The sequence below is a fragment of the Vagococcus vulneris genome (assembly GCF_003950515.1).
In the GTDB taxonomy this organism is placed as follows: Bacteria; Bacillota; Bacilli; order Lactobacillales; family Vagococcaceae; genus Vagococcus; species Vagococcus vulneris.
In genome coordinates this window covers 38,179-61,959 of the sequence record NZ_NGJS01000006.1, presented here as the reverse complement: position 1 = coordinate 61,959, position 23,781 = coordinate 38,179, and the positions used below count along the sequence as shown (strand labels likewise).

Sequence of the window (23,781 nt, the reverse complement as noted above, 5' to 3'; positions counted from 1 at the left end):
CTCTTTATTAAAATTTATTTCATATGTTTAACACGTGAAGCAATTTCTTTGTGACGGCCATGCACCATTGGTCGTGCTTGCGGATTACCTAAATAACCACAAGTTCTCTTAACAACATCACAGGTTTTTGGATCATGATTGCCACATTCAGGACATTCAAAACCGCGCTCAGTTGGATTAAAATCACCTTTAAAATCACATTCATAGCAATGATCAATCGGTGTATTGGTTCCTAAATAGCCGATTTTATCATATGCGTAATCCCAAACAGCTTCTAATGCTTTAGGATTAGTTTGTAAAACCGGATACTCACAGTAGTGGATAAATCCGCCTGAACAATATTGCGGATAATCTTTTTCAAAATCTAATTTCTCAAAAGGTGTCGGATTTTTTCTAACATCATAATGGAAACTGTTTGTATAATACTCTTTATCCGTAATATTTTCAACATTACCAAATTTTTCATGATCTAAACGGCAGAAACGATCCGTCAAGCTTTCACTTGGTGTTGAATAAACGCTAAAGTGGTAGCCGTATTCATCACCCCAATCATCCGCATGTGCTTTAAGCGCTTTGACAATATCCAAAGTGAATGCCTTTGCTTCTGGATTATGTTCCCATGCACCGCCATAGAATGCTGATGCGACTTCGTATAATCCAATATAGCCAAGTGACACAGTAGCACGACGATTTTTAAACAATTCATCAACAGAATCTGTTTTTTTCAATTTTGGTCCAAAGGCACCGTGCATATATAAAACAGGTGCATTAGCAGGTGTCGCTTCTTTACAGCGGTTCACTCGGAAAACCAACGCATCTTTAATAATACCTAAGCGCTCTTCCAAAAGATTCCAGAATTTTTCCTTATCGCCGTCAGCCTCCATTGCAATACGCGGCAAGTTCAAGGTAACAACACCTAAATTCATCCGACCAGCATTAACTTCTTGCCCGTTTTCATCTTTCCATCCTTGCAAGAATGAACGACAACCCATCGGTACTTTGAAACTACCTGTCAATTCGACAATCTTATCATAGTTTAAAATATCAGGATACATTCGTTTTGTGGCACATTCAACAGCTAATTCCTTAATATCATAGTTAGGGTCGCTTGGTTGACGATTCACGCCTTCTTTAATTGTAAAAATCAATTTTGGGAAAATTGCCGTGCGGTGTTCTCCGCCTAAACCTTTAATCCGATTTTGAAAAATAGCACGTTGAATTTCACGTTCAAACCAATTAGTTCCTAAACCAAAACCTAGTGAAGTAAATGGTGTTTGGCCATTAGATGTAAATAGTGTATTAATCTCATATTCTAAACTTTGCATCGCATCATAAATATCTTTACGTGTTTTTTCTTTGGCGTATGCATCGCGTTTAGCTTCATCATCCACCCAGCGTTCTGCATCAGCTAAATGTTTTTGATAATTCTTTTTAGCAAACGGTGCTAAAAATTCATCGATACGGTCAGCAGAACAGCCACCATATTGACTAGATGCTACATTTGCGATAATTTGCGAAATTTGTGCGGTAGCTGTTTGAATTGATTTTGGCGGTTCAACTTCGGCGTTACCTATTTTGAAGCCGTTATTCAGCATGTTCTTAAAATCAATTAAGCAGCAATTCGTCATCGGTGCATATGGATGGTAATCCAAGTCATGGTAGTGAATATCACCTTTTTGATGTGCATTTGTAACATGCGGCGGCAACATCTTCAAACCAATTGATTTTCCAACGATTCCTGCTGTCAAATCACGCTGTGTATTAAATACATCACTGTCTTTATTTGCGTTCTCATTGACTAATCGGCTATCTTTATTTAATAGCTTTTCAATTGTAAAGTTAATGTCCGTCGCACGGCGACGATCAAAATCCCGCTTTGTGCGGTAATTAATGTATTCTTCGGCTAGCTCATATTCACAGTGATCCAGCAATGTGTGTTCCACAATGTTTTGAATTTCATAAATTTTAATATTTTTAGCAAAACGTTCAGCAATTTCATTATTAATTAAATCGACTAAATGATCAATTTTAGTATTAGAGACAGGGTCTAACGGTCCGTCAATTTCTATTTGAGCTTTCACCAAAGCATTTTTTATTTTGTCATCATCAAATTCAACGATACGTCCATCACGTTTTATTACTTGAATCTTGTGCAGCTTGACACTTAACTCGCTATCTTTTTCACTATTTAAGTTAAAATCTATCAATTTAGTCAACTCCCTTTCAATCATTCGATTACTATCATAGCTCAATAAAGTGCTTTTTTCAACTATATATTGTGTCTTTAAAATAAAAAAAAAGTCTTGACAACTATATATAGTTATTATAGATTTGCTATAACTATTATCAAATCTGAGTTTTATCACTCTTTTTCTTGAGTTTAGTTTCACTATAAAAATTATTATGGAACATAAACATCTCTTAATTAATACAATACATTCAATTATCAAATTCTCTTTAAATTTTATTCATACTATTTTCATACTAATTAATTATCTTAGTTATAGTTAATATAATTTTTTTCATTAGAATTAGTTTCCTTAAAAATAATACTAATTCTCCGCTAGTATTTTTCTAATTAATTAGTTCCTTACTATTTAAAGACTTTAAAAAACACTCTTTTAGCTAACAATACAGTTAAAGGAGTGTTTTTTGATAGAAAAATTTGATAAAACCTTATTATTTTTTATTAAACTCAATAGCTTCTTTATTTATTCGTTTTAAATCGACACCTTGTTGTTTAGCCGAAAACACACACCCACAGTAACATTGGCGATAAATATCATATTCCTTGCATAACTCGATTGATCGCTCATAACCCTTATTTTTTTTAAAATCACTTGGTAAATAATTAACACTGTATATTTTTTGGATATCCATACCGATTTGATTAATTAATTGAGCATTTTTTTTAGGTGAAATAGTTAATGCACTACCAAAATAATCAAAGTTTCGTTCCAGGGCTTCTTGTGCAACTAAATCTAAACGCATATTAAAGCATGCTGTACAACGTTTCCCCCCCTCCTTTTCTTCAGCTAATTGATTGTTTTTTACCATTTTTATAAACTCATTTGGTTTATAATCTGCTTCAATATAACCTACTTTTTTCCCCGTATTTTTAATAAAATCGTTAATAAATGTTTGTTGAACAGTCGCGCGACGTTGGTATTCACTTTTAGGATAAATATTAGAATTGGAGAAATAAATTGTTACATCTGCATATTCACATAAATATTCTAATGTATAAGTACTACATGGTGCACAACAACTATGTAATAAAATTTTAGGTCGTATTTTTTGTTTTTCCCAAGATGTGATAACTTTTTTTAAAACAGAATCATAATTTATTTTTTGATTAGACATTTTTTTAATGATTTCTTCAGAATTTATCATGTTGTATCTCCCATCATAAAATAACATTTTTTATTTATTAGTATTTCTTTAATTTTCTACTGTACAATTAGTATGCTGTATCTTTAAAATTATCTAAGATTTTTACCACCGTTTGTTTGCACTCGTCATCCAACAACTTAATATCTTTTTGTAAATAATCATGGCGATTATTATTAATTAACATTAATATTTTTTCTATTTCTTGGTATGCTGACTTCTTTTTTATTTAATGTATATAATGCCAATTTTTCCATACCATCAATATCGTGTACTTTAATGAGTCCTGCGATAGAACTATACCCTTGATTACAATTAATCTAAACGTTAATTCTACCTTATACTGTATCCTTTCCAATAAATCTTGATCAGTAAGCAATTTTTCAGGACTATCTATTTTAGCATAGTAATAAATAACATTAACTTTATTTTTTTACATAAGTAACATAGCTTCCTATACTTAGACTAAATGACTTTTCGAATAATTTATTAGCTTCTTCGGCAATATGCACTGCCTCCTCAATTAACTTATCATTTTCTGTCTATCTTTACGTTTAATAAGAGTATTTATTGAAACAAACATTGCTACTAAGCTCAAATCATTAGCTATAACAGCTGCATCCATTTAAAATTAACATACTTTCAATTAAAAATTATAAACTATTTTAAAATTTAATGTCATTCAAATATTAATTTAGAAACTAAATAATTACTACGATTGATTACAAAATAAAAAAGCAAAGTAACTAATAACTCGATACTTTACTTTTTTATAGTATTTTTAATTAATGCTGTCTCTCAACAATACGATAGTATGATTTTGAGGTCTGCATAAACATTCCTAAATAGATAACTAAGAAACTAATAACAACTATGACGCTCGCGGTTAAAAAGATTATCCAATTACTTAGTCCGAATAATACTAACATTTTTTGAATCATTGGAAACGCAAAGGCCAAATGCAGAGCTGCTAGTGCAATTGGGAAGAAGAAGACCATCCAAATTTGGCTTTGAATTGTTTTCTTCACTTCAGCATGACTCATACCAACTTTTTGCATGATATCATACCGTTGCTGATCTTGATTACCTTCTGAAATTTGTTTGTAATAAATAATTATTCCTGTCGCTAACGTGAAAGTTAGTCCGAAAATTAAACCCAAGAATAAAAATCCTCCCATAAAATTTTTAGATTCCTCACGGTCCAATGAAGCTGAAGTAAATGTCTCACCAGGATATTGTGTTGACATTTCTTTTTTTATTTCCCTTGAAAAAGCTTGCTGATTTTTTTGACTGCCAACCAAATTAGCATAGACCGTGTAGTTAACTTTTTGAAATTCTTTCTGTTCTTGATTACTGCCATATAAACTTTGAATCGCCTGCTTAATATCAGACTGATTAGCTAAAATCACAAGCAAAACATTTGAAACACCTTGTACTTGTGGTATAAAAGATAATTTATCTATCGTCTTGACAACTTTTAAATTGTCTCCGGCTAAATTCATTGTTTTTTCTTCATAAGGCTTTTCCATACTAAAGACAACCGCTTCTTTATCTTTTAATAACAAATTTTCTTTCGTTAAACGATTGTACTCAGCCTCGGTCATAAAACTCAACATCTCTGCTTGACTTAATTCTTTCATTGAACTGCCCGTTTTGAAATCGACAACTTGATATTGATTGCTTTTTTTAACAATAGCCATGCCACCCGACATCTCAAGCGACTGTACTTCCTTAATTCTAATATCATGTTTTTTAGCAGTTTCTTTGTATGTCTTTTCAATGTTTTGAATTTGCTTTTTATCGGATGTCGATAGACTGACATCATAAGGATTACGGTTATTAGTCACATCATCCATTCCAAAATATAGACTTGCAGTCGTTGCTACTGTAACCAAAACCATTGTACTTAAGACACAAATACTAGCCAAACCGACCGCATTTTGTTTCATACGATACATCATACTAGAAACTGAAATAAAATGATTTGGTTGATAATAATACCTTTTATTCCGTTTCAAAAGTTTCAATACTACAATACTGCTTGCTGTAAACAATGCGTATGTTCCAATAATTACCAGTACGACAGCAATAAAAAATTGTGTAATAGCTTCTAGCGGTGATTGAATTGTCACAGAAATAAAGTAGCCGGCACCAATACAGACGATACCGATTAACGCTGTCAACCATTTAGCCTTAGGTTCTTTTTCGCCATGTTGACTGCCGCCAAGCAATTCTAATGGATTAACCATTTTTAACTGAATCACGTTTAAAATGAATAAAACTAGAAAAACCGCGACAAAAAATAAAACAATCAAGCCAATATTTTTGGCATCAAGCGAGTAAGTAAAATCTTCTCCAAAACCGCTAATCTTCTTCAAAATCAAAAAAGATAGTTTTGAAAAAATAATACCTGATATCAACCCGGCAACAATTGAAAATAATGATGCAACTAAGCTTTCGAGAAATAGGACACGTGCTAGTTCTTTTTTCCCCAACCCAAGAATATTATACAAACCTAATTCTTTCTTTCGCTGTTTCAATAAAAAACTGTTCGTATACAGTGAAAAAATTACCGTAAAAATCATGATAACGACACTGCCGAAACCAAACAATGATTTTGCGGCCATTGCACTCGGCAATTCACTCATCCCCTTATTGGTCAGCAATACGCGCATCACAACATTCACAACAATTAAGAAAATCATAGATGCTAAAAAGGGTGTGTAGGCTCGCCTGTTCTTTTTTAAGTTAGTCATCGCTAATTTTAAATAAAACATGCTTACACCTCCCCAGTTAGTAAAACTGTCATCGTTTCAGATATTTGATTAAGAAATTGTTCATTGGATTGATTGCCACGATAGATTTGATTGTACACTTGTCCATCCTTAATAAATAAAACACGATTAGCATGACTTGCAGCCACTGCGCTATGCGTAACCATCAAGATAGTCTGTCCCTCTTCATTAACTTTTTGAAACAGTGATAACAATTGTGCAGATGTTTTTGAGTCCAGTGCACCCGTCGGCTCATCAGCTAAAATTAGATCAGGATTTGTTATTAACGCTCTAGCTGCTGCTACCCGCTGTTGCTGACCACCAGATAATTCGTATGGATATTTTTCTAATAAACTCTCCAGCCCAAGCTGCGGTGCAAGAATCATCAACCGTGCTTCCATATCAACAACAGCTGTTTTAGCTAAAACCAGCGGCAACATAATATTATCTTTAACGGAAAAAGTATCCAATAAATTAAACTGCTGAAACACAAAGCCTAGATGTTCACGGCGAAAGGCGGCAGCGTCCTTCTCTTTAATGTGATTCAAATCGATTCCATTTAACTTTATGTCGCCTGACGACGGCTGATCTAAAGTCGCTAATAAATTTAACAATGTACTTTTACCGGAACCCGATTCGCCCATAATCGCCACGTACTCGCCAGCTTCTACTGAAAAATTTATTTGCTTTAATGCATCAACTTTATTACCTCCCAAACGTGTGTGATACGTCTTTTTAACATTATTCACTTCTAATAATTTCATTATTAATTCCTCCATATTTATCTCTTGTTTACTTAAATCTATCTTACCGATTTCTTGAAAATATTAACACTTACAAAGAAATAGCCAAACTTACAGGTCAGTAAGTTTGGCTATTCAACTATTCTTTCACGTTGATTAAATGTGAGTGTAACCTTTGTGCCCACACCGACTTGCGATGCAACGTCAAGCTCTATACTTAATTTTTTGGCAATTTCATGGCTCATGTGCAGCCCTAAACCAGTCGCTTTCTGATTACCACGACCATTAAAACCAGTATATCCAGATTCAAAAATTCTTGGTAAGTCTTGTGCCAAAATTCCAATTCCCGTATCTTGTATCACTAAACGATCATCTATCATAAAGATTCGAATCATTCCTTGATTTGTATATTTTATGCTGTTAAAAATAAGCTGTTCCAAAATAAAACTTAACCATTTTTCATCTGTTACAACCTCTTTAGTAAAGTTTTCCAAGTCAACACTCAAATCCTTTTGAATAAAAAACATCGCATACTTGCGCACAACCTGTTTCACAACAGGGTAGATATTAATTCGCTTTAATACTAAATCTTGTTCAATAGTTGCCATTTTTAAATAATGCAACATCATTGTTAAATAACCGTCTATCGTGGCTACTTCATTTTTCATTTGCGGCACCGCATCAGGCTGTGTCTGAATTAAAACTTGTAGTGCAGCCAAAGGGGTCTTAATCTGATGACTCCACATCGCATAGTAATCCAGCAATTCCTGCTGTTCCTCAAGTGCTTGATTTTTTAATTGTTGATTTTCTTTACCGACCTTTATCAACAACTGTTGATAATCGCGAATTATTTGTGTCTGACCCTCTGTCAATTGTTGATAACTGTGACTGTCTATCATTTCTTGTTTTAATAACAATTGCAATTGCCGATGATGACGATTATCTCTTCTAGCAGCATACAGTGTCCATATCACCAGTGTAAAACATGAAAATAATAAGCTATCTAGAAAAGGCTGTAAGGACAAATCATATAAATAAAAAGTCGAAAAAAACAATAAGCACAACAATAGATAATTAAAATAAAGTGCTCGATGTTCCTTCATATACATCAAGATAAAACGCATCACTAATCAACCCTCTCCAACAAATAACCTTTGCCTTTAACCGTTTGAATTAATTGGTCCAAGCCGATAACACTAACCTTTTTACGCAATCGGGTCATATTGACTGCTAATGTATTGCTGTCAATAAAGTGATCTCCTTCCCACAACTTCTCCATAATCAGCTCTTTAGTCACAACTTGACCGCTGGATTGAAACAGCAGACTTAAAATTTTGCATTCGGTAGGTGAGACATCCACAGACTGCTCTTGATAAACAACCCGATTTTCTTGCGGATTAAGTTTATATCCGCCATATTGAAAATCTGGAATGCCACCAAACTGATAACTACGTCTCAATAGTGCTTGGACTTTCGCAACTAAAACTGACATATCAAATGGTTTGGCAACAAAATCATCAGCGCCCATATTCATTGCCATTACCATATTCATATTATCACTCGCGGATGATAGGAAAATAATCGGAATTTCAGACGTTTTTCGTAGTTTTTCACACCAATAAAAACCATTAAAAAATGGTAGAGAAATATCCATCAAAACTAAATCAGCTTGACTTACTTTAATCTCATCTGCAACTCTTTCAAAATCAGCAACTGTTTCACATTGAAATCCCCACTGTGTAAAATGCTGTTTCAATCCCTGACAAATAACGGGATCATCTTCCACAATAAAAATTTTTTGCATCACTTATTCACCTCAGCTTTTAATCTTTTAGTCTATCCTACCACAAAAAACACCAACCGATGACCGTTGGTGTTATAAACTGTTATAAAGATTTCTTCAACGAAACCTTTACCTTGAACATGTCGCCGTCAACTGATACCTTTAAACTTCCGCCATGAGCTTCTATAATTGATTGCACAATAGCTAAACCAAGGCCTGATCCTTCAGTATGTCTTGATTCATCCGCTCGCTGAAATTTATCAATTAATCGATCGGCATCTTCATTTAAATGATAATTTGCAATATTTTTGACCTCAATTAAAATATCATCGTCGCCTTCCATAACTCTCACATAGACACGAGTATGTGCCAAGCTATACTTCAGCGCATTCCCCAACAGATTATCAAATACGCGCCACATCTTACCGCCATCAACTGATGCAACTACAGATTCTTCGGGCTTACGATACAGTATTGCTAAATCTCGTTGTTTGAACTCATCTGTTTGTTCTGAAATAATCTGCTGCAGCAATTGGTCTACGGCAATATCTTCTTTAACTAAGGAAATTTCTCCATGTTCGATTTTAGTAATCGTAAATAAATCATCCACAAGATATTTCATGTGATTAGCCTTTCTAGAAATAATATCAACATAATCATTTTGTTCGACTGTCGTTAAATTGGTCTTCGCTAACAAATCACTATAAGAAATAATTGAGGTCAGCGGTGTCCGCAAATCATGACCAATATTTGTTAGTAACTCTGACTTCAATGAATTAGAGTTTTGTTCGCTAAGCTTAGCGTGATTAACAATGGTCTCAATCTTTTCAAAATTGGTTAGATTATCTTTAAAACCGTGACTCGTGGTTTCTGCTTCATCTATTTTTTTTAAAAAATCGATTTGTTTTTGTCGTAATTTATTATACTCAGAAGCATATCTCAACATAAAAACAAGGAAATAAATTAACCAGATCATACTTAATAAAGTGAATAACGGATGAATAATCCAATCATAAACACCATGTGTTAAGGTGTACGCAGTATAACCAGCCAAAATAATATTTAGCATCACAATAATAAATTGTGATACGAGTGATGACTGATTAAATTTCATTTCATTCCACTTATTCAGTCGAAACATCAGGGTCTGATGCCATAACTGTTTGAACATCTTGGAACTCTTTTTAATTTGAATAACTCTGATGACGCTCGTTATAGCAGATATAAGAATCCAAGATCCGATAACTAACGGAATAATATGCAAAACTAACTTTCTTTCAAAAATTTGAAAACTCTGATATGGAAGGTTCAAAAGATAAATTAAGCTACCGATAATATAAAAAATAATGACACTATCGATTGGTAATTTAAACCAAGGAATACTGGGACTGAGTCGTTTAAAATAGACTAATATTAACCAAATTATTATTGTAAAACTTAACAAAATGATACCAATTTTATGATAGGTAGCTATTTTTTTATTTTTATTCTCTAATTTTAAGATAGATGTGACTAAATCACTTCCCTTTTGTGGTAGATACACACCTGTCATTGATACAGTATCACGACCTGCTAACATAACAGTCATTAAATAATTAGAACTTGGGTATGTTTCTGGATATAACATAGAATTAGTAGTTTCTACCGTTATTCCTTTAACAGGTGTCATTGCTTTTTTCATTTCTTGTTTAGACATTGAAGCAGTGGCCCCAGGAATATTAGTATAAAAATGGCCTTTGTCATCAGAAAAAGCATATTGATAATTTTTAGAAAATTTTTCAACCTGATCTGATACTTTTGCTAATTCTTTTGGTCCGCTTTTCTCTAAATAACGTTGGCTTTCTGTCTTAATTTTTTGCTTAACCTGATCATTATCCGTAAAATTTTCCACAATACGATTAATCTTTTCTTGTTCTTCTTTGTCTAGCTCCTTTTGAATGTCTTTATTAGATGATTTTTTATGGCTATATTCTTTTTGAATCGACTTAATTTGGGTTGATAAATCACCATAATAATTACGATAAATTTCAACCATTTCATCAGTTGGAACTACCTCACCCTTGTCCGTAATTTCCTGCAATAATTTTTGTTTGTACAGGTTAGTCATACCCTCATTTATATCTTCCATAGTATAGTCGCTTACATGATATTCTACCTTTATATTAATTAACAATAACCCTAATGTCATAATAGTTCCCAGCACAACCACTATTAAACTATTCTTCCACTTTATAGCCAACTCCCCACACCACCTTTAAATAATTTGGACTCTTCGGATCTAATTCAATTTTTTCACGTATTTTTCTAATATGAACTGAAACGGTATTATCAGCATTGAAGCTTGGCTCTTTCCACACCGATTCATAAATATTATCCACAGAAAAGACTTTCCCTTTATTAACCATCAAAAGTTCTAAAATATTAAACTCTGTTTTAGTTAAGTGAACCTTACGCCCATCCACAATGACTTCTTTACTAGCAGTGTCTAATTGTAGACCACCTACTTCAATCAATGATTCCGGCCCTTTTTGAAATTCGCCGAGTGTCATATACCGTCTGAGCATTGATTTGACTCGTGCTAATAGTTCCATCGGATTAAATGGTTTAGTCAAATAATCATCTGCACCGACTTGTAAGCCGTAAACTTTATCGACATCTTCGCCTTTGGCACTCAACATCAAAATTGGCACATTCGCTTTTTCCCTAATCCGGTAAGCTGTCACAATACCATCTAAATTCGGCATCATCACATCTAAAATAATTAAATGAACTGATTGATTCCCTAAAATATCTAAAGCTTCAATTCCGTCAGCTGCCTCTAAAACCTGATAGTTTTCTTGTTTTAAATAAATTGCAACAGCCTGCCTGATATCTTCGTCATCGTCAACTACTAGTATTTTCTCATTCATTTTAAAGATCCCCCCTAACTAACTTAATCATACCAATTATTTCTTAATGATTTATCAGGTTAATTCTTAATCTTTTCTTAATATGATAACTATAACTTAACTATCGCTTTTTTAAACGTCAAAAAAAGTGCTCGGAAAAATTATCCAAGCACTTTTTTATTATTTTATTCACCATTCGTTACATATGCGATAATTTGCTGTGCCGTTTCTTCAATTGACTGATTAGTCACATCTATAACATAAGCATTTGTTTGATCAAAAACTTCTCTGGCATAAGCCAATTCTTGTTTGATCCGTTCTAATTCAACATAAGATGAATTTCCGCCAAGGCCCAACGAATTTAGGCGCGACTGTCTAACATTCATTAGATAATTAGCATTAGCTGTCAATCCAATAACTACCTTATTTTCTAAGTCGTTAATTTCTTTAGGCAATGAAACTTCAGGAATAAGAGGCAGATTGGCAACTTTAAAAGATTTATTCGCTAAGTACATACTTAATGGTGTTTTTGATGTGCGGGATACACCTAAAACAACAATGTCTGCTTTAGGGAATCCCTTTGATTCTTTTCCATCATCATATCTGACAGCAAATTCGACTGCCTCCACTCGTTTAAAATAATCTTGATTGAGCTGATACTGTGAACCGCTTTCATAAGTTGGTGTTTGCTGTGTTCGTTCAGAGATAATATCTAGTAGAGGACTCATGTAATCAATGCGTTCTAATCCCGTTTTCCTACAAAACTTATCACATTGCTGATTCAACGTTTGATTAACCAACGTAGTTATAATGACGGCTTTCTCTTTTAATGCATCTGTCAGAATATCAGTCAAAACATCTTCAGAATCTATAAATGAAAATGTCTTAATATCATATTCTGTTAACTTTGGAAACTGTGCTAAGACAGCGTGAATAACGCGCTGAGCAGTTTCACCAATCGAATCTGAAATAACAAAAAGTGTTAATTTTTTATCTCGTCTTTGCTGCAAACTATTCATTTACTTACCACTCCCTATTTGAATAAAGTGACGCATGATGCGTGTTTTCGATAGTTTACCGATAATTTGTTTTGATGAATCCTTAGCAACGACTGGTAATGAATCTATCTCATGTGTAACTAACAACTCGCCAGCTTGCAAGACGGTCATTTCTACCGTAGCAACGACTAAATTAGGCATTCTCGTCATAATTATAGCTACAGCTAATTCATTATCTTGATTATTCAGTAAACTCCGCAATAAATCTTTACGTGACACAATACCGACTAAATCCTTTGATTCAGAATCAACCACGTAAAGTGATCCACAGTCATACATAAAAAGTGAAGTTGTTGCATCACGAATTGTCGTCTCAGGATATACTAAGACAGGTGACGACATCAATTCGTCCACTTTAGTCTGAAACAATTGATCTTCTAAGAGTGGTTTAAACGAAATACCTGAGTATACATACCCAACTTTAGGTCGGGCATCCAAAACTCCAGTCATTGTTAAAACAGCTAAATCGCTGCGTAATGTTGGTTTAGTCAATCCCAACTCCCCTGCGATATTATCCGCACTAATCGGTTCATTAGCTTTAACAATTTCAATAATTTTTTTTTGACGCTCAGATAATTCCATCTCTATCCCTCATTCTATACACTCTTATAATGATTGTTTAATCTGACTTTGTGCTGCTGCTAAATAAGCAATAGGCACTCTAAACGGTGAACAAGATACATAATCAAGTCCCCATTTATTGAAGTACTCAATGGATACCGGATCTCCGCCCAATTCTCCACAAACACCGATTTTTAAGTTTGGCTTTTCAGAACGAGCACGTTCCACGGCAACTTTAATTAACTCACCTACACCTTCCACGTCAAGCGTTTGGAAGGGATCTTTAGGTAAAATACCTTGTTCTTCATACTGAGTAATGAATTTCCCAGCATCATCTCTAGAAAAACCAAATGTCATCTGCGTTAAATCATTTGTTCCAAAACTGAAAAAGTCTGCCTCGGCAGCAATTTCATCTGCAATTAAACAAGCTCTTGGAATCTCAATCATTGTACCTATAGTATACTCAATTTTTACTGATTCATCATTAAGTATTTTTTCAATATGCTGACTAATTTGATTTTTTAATTGAACTAATTCTGATGTCATCCCAACTAACGGTATCATGATTTCGGGAGAAACACGGACACCTGTTTCATTTTGATAAGCTATGGCACTTCTAATAATTGCCTCTGCCTGCATTAGATATAACTCAGGAAAGGTAATAGCCAATCGACAGCCACGATGTCCAAGCATTGGATTCAATTCATGCAATTCATTTATTCTTGTCCCAAGAATTTCCTCAGACACAGCCAATTCTTCAGATAACCGTTTAATTTCATATGCTTTAGTTGGTACAAATTCATGTAGTGGTGGATCCAACAAACGGATAACAGCCGGTTTATCAGCGATTGTTTGAAAAATTGCCTTAAAGTCATCCAACTGATATGTTAAGATATCTGTTAATGCTGACTGACGTTCTTCTAAATTTTGTGATAGAATAAAACGTCGCATTTCTTTTAGGCGTTCTGGAGCAAAAAACATATGTTCTGTTCGAACTAACCCAATACCCGAAGCATTAAAATCTAAACCTGTTTGAATATCTGTAACAGTTTCAGCATTCATTCTGATATCAAGTCGGGCTCTAGTTTGTGCCCACATCATAATCTTATCTAAATACTCGTTATTTTCATTAATAATTAGGGGAATCTCACCGACGTACAGATGACCTTTTGAACCGTTAACTGAGATAACATCCCCTTCATTTAATAGTATATCACCACAACGAACTTGTTTCTTATCCTCATCTACATCTAAATCTGAACAACCAGCAACACAACATGTCCCCATGCCACGTGCAACAACAGCTGCATGAGATGTCATACCGCCACGACTTGTAACGATTGCTTCACTGATAACCATTCCTTCAATATCTTCCGGAGAAGTTTCTTGACGCAGTAAGACCACTTGATATCCTTGACTAACCATTTCTTTTGCTGCAATTGTATCAAAGCAGATTTTCCCTGTAGCTGACCCAGGACTTGCTGGCAGACCGCTTGTAGATAATACTTGATCATCATTAATTGCAGTTTCATCAAAAATAGGATGCAGTAAGCTATTAATCGATTCAGGGTTAATACTTAATAACGCTTCATCTACTGAAATTAATCCCTCTTTTTCTAAATCAACAGCAATTTTAACAGCTGCCTGTGCTGTTCTTTTACCATTACGAGTCTGCAATAAATACAAACGACGGTTATCAATTGTAAATTCAATATCCTGCATATCTTTGTAATGCTTTTCTAAATCAGTCGCCATTTTAGTTAATCGTTCATAAATTTCTGGCATATCTTCAGCCAAATGCTGAATATCAAGAGGTGTTCTGACACCTGCAACGACATCTTCACCTTGAGCATTAATTAAATATTCACCAAATAATTTGTTCTCTCCAGTCGAAGGATTTCTCGTAAATAATACACCCGTTCCGCTTTCTACTCCACTATTCCCGAAAACCATTGTTTGTACGTTGACAGCTGTCCCTAAATTGTGATCAATATCATGTAATTCACGATAGACCCGAGCACGATTATTATTCCAAGAAGAAAAAACAGCTTCAACGGCTTGATACAATTGATCATTGACATCTTGCGGAAAATCTTGACCTTTTTGTCTGTGATATACGTCTTTAAATTGTTCAATAATTTCTTTTAATTGATCAACAGTTAACTCAAAATCTTGTTTTACGCGGTATCTCAACTTAGTTGATTCAATAATTTCTTCAAATAGTTGACCGTCGATATTGTAGACAACATTACCATACATCTGTAGCAAACGGCGGTAACAATCGTATGCAAACTGTGGATTTCCAGTTAACTGTGCAAATATTTCAACATTTGTATCATTTAAACCTAAATTTAAAATTGTATCCATCATACCTGGCATTGAAAATTTTGACCCGCTACGGACAGATAATAATAATAAATTATCCGGATCATTTATTTTTTTACCTGTTTGTTTTTCCAATTCAAGTATATGTGTTTCAATTTCTTGTCTTAATTCATTTGTTAAGCGCTTTCCATTAGTTAAATAATAAATACATGCTTCCGTTGTTATCGTAAAACCTGGTGGTACCGGTAATCCTAAGCGAGTCATCTCTGCTAAGTTTGCACCTTTACCTCCTAATAATTGACGCATGCTGCCTTGTCCTTCATGAAATTGATACACTTGTTTCATTAATAATACCTCCTATATGATACGTATGATTGAATTATATATGACGTATTATTAAAATGCAATAGAATGTCTTATATTTATACTAAAAAAAGCTAAATGCCTTTTGACATTTAGCTTTTAAAAAATTAATTTATTCCATATTTAAATACTCTCGCATCTCTGTTTTATACACAGCTGCTTTATTACCATAAATAATTTGGATACCTGATGGCACATTAACAACACCATTAGCGTGTAATTTATTAATAAAGAAATCCTTATCTTTAACATCTTTAGGATCTTTCAATGTTAATCTTAATCTGGTAAAACAAGCATCTACTTTATCAATATTTTCTTTACCACCGACTGCAAGAATTAATGTGTCTAAAAATTCGCTTTCTTCTTTTCCAATTTCCTCTTGTACCCCATCTTCCGTTTCAAGAACACGCCCGGGTGTTTTTAAGTTCCATTTTTCAATAGCAAATTTAAAAACAAAATAATAAATTAAAAAGTAACTGATACCTAACGGAAATACCCATAACCAATTCGATCCTTTATCTGCACCCAAAATACCATTAAAAATCAAAGACATAAAAGGCCCGCCAAAACTAGCAGATCCAACAACATTAAATTGAACAATATACGTTAATAGGTATGCAATTCCTGAAAAAACTGCATGAATACCAAATAAAGCCGGAGCAACAAATAAAAAGCTATATTCTAAAGGTTCACTGATTCCCATCAATGCGCACGGAATAACTACTGCTATCATTAGTGAACCAATCTTTTTTCTATTTTCTGGAAGTGCTGTTTTATAAATCGCAAAAGCTGCTCCAGGAAGACCAAACATAGCAAAGATAACTTTACCATTCATTAAAAAACGACTGACACTAATATCAAACATAGCACCGGGTGTATTTAAAATGGCGTTATAAATATTTACAGCGCCTTCAACAACCTCACCGCCAATATCAGCTACGCCCCCAAGACTTGTGAAAAAGAATGGCAGATATATAAAATGATGCAGTCCAAATGGTAATAACATTCTTTCCAAGAAACCATAGGCAAATGCTCCAAAAGATCCTGTAGCTACGATAAATTCTGAAGAAATATTCAACCCTGATTGAATTGGCGGAAAAATAAACGACATAGCCAATCCAGCAAAACAAGATACAATAATAGTAACTACGGGAATAAACCTGGTTCCATTAAACAAAGAAAATACTGGTGGTAATTCAATTTTGTAATATCTATTATGTAAATAGCTGACTAATAGTCCAATTAATATTCCCCCAAATACTCCTGTGTCTAAAGTCAGTACTCCTAAAATACTTTTTTGACCAGTTAAAAGCTCCTCTGGTGTAATCGTTCCTCTAAGTGTCAGAAAAGTTCCCATAACCGTGTTCATAGTCATATAACCAAGGAACCCTGATAAAGCAGCCGTTCCTTTTTCAGATTTAGCAAATCCGTATGCAATAGATATAGCAAAAATAACAGGAATATGATCATTAACCACATTACCAGCAGCCTTTAAAATCTGGAAAAAATAATTAAAAAAAGTATTACCTAAAAATGGCACAGACTTAATTAAATTCGGATTACTAAAGGCACTACCTATACCAACTAAAATACCCGAAATCGGTAAAATCAAAACCGGTGCCATTAATACCTTCCCAAGTTTTTGAAATGCTTCCAACAGCCTATCTTTATTCATCACTTATCCCCCTAAATAAAATCGGTTTCATTATTATTAAAAACAAGAGAGAGCTTTTTAGCCCTCTCAATTCAACATCCCTTAATTTAATTCTGGCCAATAATCGCCATTAGCCACGATTAGAGCATCTAATATCTGTCTAGCTTTTTTTGCATCCCCAATAGTTCTGTTCAGTGTTAATGCTTGTAACGCTTTAACATAAGATTTTTCAAAATATGCTTCACAAGTTAATTTTTCATACGCATATTGACCTTCAATCAATCCCTTATAAAAAGTACCTATTTCTCCAACTGCATATGGTGCAGGGCCGTTAGCCCCTAATGAAGCTGCAACTTCAATCATTAAATCATTTGGTAAGTTAGAAACAATTCCATTGTTCGGAACAATAACAATAAATGTTCTTCTTAAATTTCCATAGATTGATGCAGCTACCTCAACGATCATGTCACCATGAGCATCATTATGTACAATATGTGAATCCTTTGCAGTTCCAGCTTCAGCAATTCTTCGACATTCCTCAAACACACGTTTTTCACGACCATCCATTACTTCATTCGCACGTGTATAATTTGGATCTAATTTTGATAATTTATATTCAGGGTATAAATAATATTGTAAATAAGTATTTGGCAAGTAATCTGGAAAATCATTAACCATATCTTCTACCATTGCGTATGTATCAAGCCAAGACTGATCTCGCTGTTCTGCATCGACAGGTAAAAAACCGTTTTTTATCGTGTAGTCTTTAATTTCAGGAAGTAAGTCATTTCCTTCTTTATCATATATGTGAGTAAACCAACCAAAATGATTTAGTCCAAAATAAGTCGGTTCAAATTCATTAAAGTCGCGGTTAATCAGACGACCGAATGAACGAAGTAAATTCACGGGCTGATCGCAAATATTTAAGATCCGCTTATCCTCTGGAAATGCCATGTTTAAAGCATGAGCCACAATTGCTGCAGGATTTGTATAATTCAATATCCATGCATTTGGACTTAAAGAACGAACATCCTCCACTAACTCAATCATGTCTCTAATTGAACGAAATCCATAAGCAAATCCACCAGGCCCACAAGTTTCTTGACCGATTAATCCCATTGATAAAGGAATTTTTTCATCTTTTTCTCGCATTGGGTATCCGCCGGTTCTCATTTGACAGAAAACAAAATCAACATCTGTAAAGGCCTCTTTTTTATCTGTCGTATATGAAAATTCGATATCTGGTGTTTCTTCTCTAAATAAAATTTCACCAAATTTTCCGATTACTTCTTGTCGCTCACCATCTGTATCGTATAAAGTAATTTTGTTGAATGGAAATATATCTTGGTGTTTTGTTAATGCTTTTAATATACCTGGTGACCATGTTGATCCTCCACCAACAATAACAATATTATTCTTTTTGCTTTTAGTCATAATGTGTTCCCCCTATTAATTTATACTCTTATTCTAATAAAAATAAAAAGGAACACAATAGATTTAATATGATGTCTCACATCAACACAAACTATCACTTTAAACACATTTGCGTGTTGCTCAACACAAGTTAATTAGTCTTTCAAAAATTGTGTTCAATACATAATATACACCTATCCTTGAAGATACATCCATTTCGTTTACTTGAATTCGCTCATAAAAAACATACAATGAATGATCCGCAATCTTTGCAATACTGTTTTGAGAAAAGCCAGTTAGTGAGATAATTGTGGCTTCGGTCATTTTGGCGATTTTAGTTGCTTCTAACGGAGTGGCTGTCTCCCCACTTAAGCTGACTACTATCAGCGTATCCGTCGATTTTAGTTGTTTAGCTCGTTGTCTCATCACATGCGGTTCGTAATACAGCGATGCTTCAATCCCACAAATTCTTAGCTTTTCTTTCATTTCTTCACATGGATATTTAGATGGGCCGCATGCAAAAAAGTAGACATGACTACTTTCTTTTATAGTATTAATGATTTCAGACATCTGATCATTCCGTAAAGCATCTGAAGTTTTAGTAATTTGATCAATTAGTGATAACTTATCTTCATCAATAACAGTCGGTTTTTTTTCATCCTCCATTAGAATTGCTAATTTTAATTCTGAATATCCTTTAAATTCAAGTTTTTTTGCAAGTCGTACAATAGTATTCGGTGAAACATACAGTTCTCCTGCCACATCTTTTAATGTTTTTTCTCTAATAAGCTGAATATTTGTCCTTAAAAAACGAATGATTTCATGTTCTTGAGAATTAAGTTTTTGCTGATTTTTTTGAAAATTATTGACCAACATAAAATAGGCTCCCCCTCACATCTTTTTATTATCTAGAATACCCCAAATAGAGCAACAAAAAAAGCGAAGAGTTTATTTTACTCCTCGCTGCTGACATTATTTTTTTTTACCAAATTTAAATAATCGTTTAAAATTTCCCGGTGCTTGAATCATTTGTTCTTTGGTTAGATGCTTCCGCATCGCTTTTAATGCATCAATTGCATCTGTTGTTACGAAGTTGAGACTTTGATTTGCATCTGTAACAATATCAAAACTGCGAATGTATTTTCCCTTTAGATACACTTGTGCACGAACCTGAACGATATTTTGCCAGGGAACTTGTACATACCCAGCACCATCTGTTTCCCTAAACTCTACACCTTTATCACCTATTGCCATTATTCCCGTTTTAGGGTTTACAGGATTCAAAAAGGCATTTGCTTTGACTGCAACATCAACCTCTTGATTAAGACTCTCTACCATTTTCAGAAACCCCCTTGCTTTCTCTTTTTATCAGTATAACAAAAAAAGAAACAGACAGGAAAGACTGTCTGTCTCTTTAAAATAATTAATATTAACCGAAAATACCAAGAACATATCCTAAAATACCGATTACGAATAAACCAAAGATAATTGTGATTGGGCTGACTTTCTTTCTTAACAACCACATACAACCTAAAGTTAGTAATAATGGCATTAATCCAGGAATTAATTGATTGAACATGTCGCCTAATGTCATGACTTTTTGAGGGTTGACATTTGAACCGCCGTTAATTTGATTAACAACGTCACGAATCATGTTTACATTTAATTTACCATTATTTGCTGCATCAACCATACCTGAGAAGTTAACTAATGATTTTTTATCAACATCTACTTTTGATAAGACCATTGGGAAGTTCATAGTTGTCCATCGTGGTACCAGTACCCCCATGATAAACATCCCTAGAATTGACGCACCAACAGTAATTTTTTGCATAACTCCACCGCTTAAATCTTGAGTAATATTAGATCCTTGACGGTAGCCAAGTTCTTGTGTGTACCATAAGAAAGCCATACGAATGATATTCCAAGCAAAGAAGAAAACTAACGGTCCGACAATACTTCCTTGCAAGGCAAGTGAAGCTGCGAACGCTCCGATTACGGGACGTAAGGTACCCCAGAAAATCGGATCACCCACACCGGCTAGAGGTCCCATCATACCAATCTTAACACCTTGAATTGCAGCGTTATCAATTGGCGCTCCGGCAGCCTTTTCTTCTTCAAGTGTTAGCGTAACACCTAAAATCGGTGCAGCTAAATATGGATGTGTGTTAAAGAATTCTAAGTGACGTTTTAATGCCAATGAGCGATCTTCTTTTGTATGATACAACTTTTTAATGGCTGGCATCATAGCATATGCCCAACCTACGTTTTGCATACGTTCATAGTTCCAAGAAGCTTGCAAGAACTGACTTCTCCACCATACTGAAATACGATCTTTTTTATTTAATTTCACTAATTTTTGTTCAGTCATTTTCTGTCTCCTCCTTAGTAATCATTTAAAATATCGTCTAGCGGATCACCTTTACTTGGTCCAGATCCATTACCGCCACCGCCGTTAAATTCAGGCGCCAATTGTAAGTAAACTAATGCTAGAGCTAAACCAATAAGACCCATTGCAATTAAGTTTAATTCAGAAACAGCTGCTAGAGCGAAACCTAGGAAGAAGAATGGCCATAATTTTGGTGTTGCCATCATGTTGATAACCATTGCATAACCAACAGCTACGATGAAGCCACCAGCGACAGCTAAACCACCAGTAATCCAATCTGGAATTGCATGTAATGCTGTTGTTACAGCTTCAGCAGGAACAGCAACTACAATAGCAGCTGGAATCGCAATACGCAATCCTTGAAGAACCAGTGCAATAATATGGAACACTTCCACACCTTTAATTGAACCTTCTTCAGCTTTTTTATCAGCACCATGTGCCAAACCAACAGTGATTGAACGAACGAAAATTGTTAGTACTTGACCAGCGACAGCTAAAGGAATAGCTAAAGCGATACCCTCAGAAACACTTGCACCTTTCATGGTAACTAAAATGGCAGCGGCAACAGATGCTAATGCAGCATCGGGTGCAACAGCAGCCCCAATATTCATCCAACCTAAAGCGATTAATTGTAATTGACCGCCCAACATAATACCTTCTGCTAAATTACCAGTTGCCATACCGATTAATGTACAGGCAACAATCGGTTGATGGAATTGGAATTGATCTAAAATCCCTCCAATACCGGCTAAAAATGCTATTAATACAACGAATGTAACAGCAATAATTGACATGATAAATCCTCCTTATTTTGTCATTCCTGTTTTTGCAAGTAAGTCCCATAAATTCTTAGAAGAATCACTTGGTACTTTTCTTACATCAAACTTGATTCCTTTTTCTTTTAAGTGTTCAAATGAGTTCACATCTTCTTGATTAACTGATAATACATTATTAACCATTACCTTACCTTCAGAGTGAGCCATTGAGCCAACATTAACTTCTGTCAAATCAACGCCTAGATCTACAGCAGCAGCAACATCTTCAGGGTTTTCAAATAGTAATAATGCTTTTGTCTTCGCAAAACGCGGATCTTTCCAAATCTCAGCTAATTTTTTAATTGGAATAACATTGGCTTTTACTCCAGGAGGAGCTGCTTGTGTTATCAACGTTTTTCTTAAATCATCTTTAGCCACGTTATCAGACACAACAATAATTCGATTTGGTCCAACTGTTTTTGTCCACGCTGTTGCAACTTGTCCATGAAGTAAACGAGAATCGATACGTGCTAAAACAACTTTCATTTGGCCTTCAGTCGGTAATGACGAATAATCAACCTCATCTTTGACTGCCACTTTTTCCTCAACCACATCCAACTCTTCAGGACGGACTTTAACGCCTTCTTTAGCTGTTTCAATCACATGAGCCGCAATGTCATGAGCTGACTCCATAGAGAGACGTGATGCGTAAGCTTCAATTAACATCGGTAAATTTAATCCGCTGACAATTGCCCAATTATCTTTGTGTTCTTCAAACAAAGTATTTGCTTGATTAAATGGTGTACCACCCCATAAATCGACTAAAAATAAAATTTGTTCTTGGTTATCAAATGATTTAATTGCTTCTTCCAACTTAGCTTTCAAATCATCCGGGCCTTCGCTTGGCATCAATGTAACAGCTTGTACATTCTCTTGTTCACCAAAAATCATTGAACCAGATTGTAAAATACCTTTAGCGAATTCACCATGACTTGCTAAAATGATCCCTACCATAATTCCTACCTCCTAATTAGCATTAAGTGTTAATTTATATTATCTATTTGATTAATTGTTCCTTGCGCAACAGTCCTAATAAATCAATAGAACTGTCAGCAACAACTTTTCTGATTTCAATACTGATATTCTTTTTACCAAGATAAGCAAATTCAGCAATATCATCATCATCGACAGCAACAGCATTTGTAATCATCCGTTTACCTGACTGAAAGCTCATACCACCCACATTTACTGTATCAATAAAAATCCCCGCATCAACCACACGTCTGACATCTTTTGGATTAGTAAATAATAGCATTATTTTTGAATTATCTGTCAAAACACGGATATCCTTTGCGAGTTCTATTAATTTAACAACTGGTATAACATTTACTTTTACGCCGACCGGTGCTGCTTGAATAAGTAATAGCTTTCTCAATTCATCTTGTGCAACTTCATCGCTAACCACTAAAATTCGACTTACATTGGTGTGCTTTGTCCACACAGTTGCGACCTGACCATGTATCAATCTGTCATCTATCCGGACTAAGCGAATATCCATTGATTCCACCCCTTAATCAAATAAAATGTATGTATTAACTCTTCATCTTTTATAAGCAAGTATCATGCCAACTTTTTTAATACAGTATAAACGCCGTAATATTAAGAATCTACTAAAAATAATTTCA

19 protein-coding genes are annotated in these 23,781 nt (G+C 34.4%); all 19 read right to left on the bottom strand.

Going from position 1 to position 23,781, the window contains the following annotated elements; translation table 11 throughout:
• Positions 1-14 precede the first annotated feature (14 nt).
• Complete coding sequence (gene nrdD, locus CBF37_RS05510; RefSeq protein WP_420824166.1) at positions 15-2,156, bottom strand: anaerobic ribonucleoside-triphosphate reductase; 2,142 nt, start codon at positions 2,154-2,156, stop codon at positions 15-17.
• 523 nt (positions 2,157-2,679) lie between these two features.
• Positions 2,680-3,393 (bottom strand): epoxyqueuosine reductase QueH, encoded by a 714-nt coding sequence (locus tag CBF37_RS05505; protein ID WP_125983753.1) that lies wholly within the window; start codon positions 3,391-3,393, stop codon positions 2,680-2,682.
• 782 nt (positions 3,394-4,175) lie between these two features.
• Positions 4,176-6,167 carry an FtsX-like permease family protein gene (locus CBF37_RS05500; RefSeq protein WP_125983752.1) on the bottom strand — a complete coding sequence of 664 codons (1,992 nt, stop codon included), beginning with the start codon at positions 6,165-6,167 and terminating at the stop codon, positions 4,176-4,178.
• Positions 6,168-6,169: 2 nt separating this feature from the next.
• Positions 6,170-6,928 carry an ABC transporter ATP-binding protein gene (locus CBF37_RS05495; protein ID WP_125983751.1) on the bottom strand — a complete coding sequence of 253 codons (759 nt, stop codon included), beginning with the start codon at positions 6,926-6,928 and terminating at the stop codon, positions 6,170-6,172.
• A gap of 110 nt (positions 6,929-7,038) precedes the next feature.
• Positions 7,039-8,031 (bottom strand): sensor histidine kinase, encoded by a 993-nt coding sequence (locus CBF37_RS05490; protein WP_240626671.1) that lies wholly within the window; start codon positions 8,029-8,031, stop codon positions 7,039-7,041.
• Between the two features lie 2 nt (positions 8,032-8,033).
• On the bottom strand, positions 8,034-8,714 hold the full coding sequence (locus tag CBF37_RS05485; protein WP_125983749.1) for a response regulator transcription factor: 681 nt from the start codon (positions 8,712-8,714) through the stop codon (positions 8,034-8,036).
• A gap of 79 nt (positions 8,715-8,793) precedes the next feature.
• The gene (locus CBF37_RS05480; protein ID WP_125983748.1) at positions 8,794-10,929 is read right to left on the bottom strand and encodes a histidine kinase dimerization/phospho-acceptor domain-containing protein; all 2,136 of its coding nucleotides are present in this window, start codon (positions 10,927-10,929) and stop codon (positions 8,794-8,796) included.
• Positions 10,907-11,599: a response regulator transcription factor gene (locus tag CBF37_RS05475; protein ID WP_125983747.1), complete on the bottom strand. Its 693-nt coding sequence runs from the start codon at positions 11,597-11,599 to the stop codon at positions 10,907-10,909. The genes CBF37_RS05480 and CBF37_RS05475 overlap by 23 nt, the downstream gene beginning before the upstream one ends.
• A 164-nt stretch (positions 11,600-11,763) precedes the next feature.
• Positions 11,764-12,597, bottom strand: coding sequence for a pyruvate, water dikinase regulatory protein (locus CBF37_RS05470; RefSeq protein WP_125983746.1), 834 nt, complete (start codon positions 12,595-12,597; stop codon positions 11,764-11,766).
• On the bottom strand, positions 12,598-13,218 hold the full coding sequence (locus tag CBF37_RS05465) for a helix-turn-helix transcriptional regulator (protein WP_125983745.1): 621 nt from the start codon (positions 13,216-13,218) through the stop codon (positions 12,598-12,600).
• Positions 13,219-13,242: 24 nt separating this feature from the next.
• Entirely contained in the window at positions 13,243-15,867 is a 2,625-nt protein-coding gene (ppdK, locus tag CBF37_RS05460; protein ID WP_125983744.1) for a pyruvate, phosphate dikinase, read from the bottom strand.
• 130 nt (positions 15,868-15,997) lie between these two features.
• The gene (locus tag CBF37_RS05455; protein ID WP_125983743.1) at positions 15,998-17,560 is read right to left on the bottom strand and encodes a PTS transporter subunit EIIC; all 1,563 of its coding nucleotides are present in this window, start codon (positions 17,558-17,560) and stop codon (positions 15,998-16,000) included.
• Positions 17,561-17,641: 81 nt separating this feature from the next.
• Complete coding sequence (locus CBF37_RS05450; RefSeq protein ID WP_125983742.1) at positions 17,642-18,973, bottom strand: 6-phospho-alpha-glucosidase; 1,332 nt, start codon at positions 18,971-18,973, stop codon at positions 17,642-17,644.
• A 120-nt stretch (positions 18,974-19,093) separates the two neighbouring features.
• Positions 19,094-19,828: a MurR/RpiR family transcriptional regulator gene (locus CBF37_RS05445; RefSeq protein ID WP_125983741.1), complete on the bottom strand. Its 735-nt coding sequence runs from the start codon at positions 19,826-19,828 to the stop codon at positions 19,094-19,096.
• Positions 19,829-19,924: 96 nt separating this feature from the next.
• On the bottom strand, positions 19,925-20,290 hold the full coding sequence (locus CBF37_RS05440) for a DUF956 family protein (protein ID WP_125983740.1): 366 nt from the start codon (positions 20,288-20,290) through the stop codon (positions 19,925-19,927).
• A 91-nt stretch (positions 20,291-20,381) separates the two neighbouring features.
• Entirely contained in the window at positions 20,382-21,323 is a 942-nt protein-coding gene (locus CBF37_RS05435; RefSeq protein WP_125983739.1) for a PTS system mannose/fructose/sorbose family transporter subunit IID, read from the bottom strand.
• A gap of 14 nt (positions 21,324-21,337) precedes the next feature.
• Entirely contained in the window at positions 21,338-22,135 is a 798-nt protein-coding gene (locus tag CBF37_RS05430) for a PTS mannose/fructose/sorbose transporter subunit IIC (RefSeq protein ID WP_125983738.1), read from the bottom strand.
• A 12-nt stretch (positions 22,136-22,147) separates the two neighbouring features.
• Positions 22,148-23,110, bottom strand: a complete 963-nt coding sequence (locus CBF37_RS05425) for a mannose/fructose/sorbose PTS transporter subunit IIA (protein ID WP_125983737.1) — start codon at positions 23,108-23,110, stop codon at positions 22,148-22,150.
• A 43-nt stretch (positions 23,111-23,153) separates the two neighbouring features.
• Complete coding sequence (locus CBF37_RS05420; RefSeq protein ID WP_125983736.1) at positions 23,154-23,654, bottom strand: PTS sugar transporter subunit IIB; 501 nt, start codon at positions 23,652-23,654, stop codon at positions 23,154-23,156.
• Positions 23,655-23,781: the final 127 nt, after the last annotated feature.